Genomic DNA, 266 nt, shown 5'->3' on the forward strand with positions numbered 1-266 from the left:
CCTGAAAATTTAAACGGAGCCTTATCATGCGTAAAATAGTAAAAAAGATGAGTCATAATAGGCGGACCGATAATTGAAGTGGCGCTTACCAGACTCGTTCTTCAATGTATAATAGATGATAATAGCACTTATCATCATCAAAACCGAAGCCAGAAGAAAACGGAGCCCCTGAAAATTTAAACGGAGCCTTATCATGCGTAAAATAGTAAAAAAGATGAGTCATAATAGGCGGACCGATAATTGAAGTGGCGCTTACCAGACTCGTT

General features: G+C 38.7%; 1 pseudogene. It reads right to left on the minus strand.

Annotated features, from left to right (window positions below):
* Positions 1-24: 24 nt before the first annotated feature.
* A pseudogene (locus tag BOQ62_RS23200) lies at positions 25-266 on the minus strand (hypothetical protein); the annotation flags it as partial.

This window comes from Chryseobacterium sp. CH21 (assembly GCF_004119445.1).
Classification (GTDB): domain Bacteria; phylum Bacteroidota; class Bacteroidia; order Flavobacteriales; family Weeksellaceae; genus Chryseobacterium.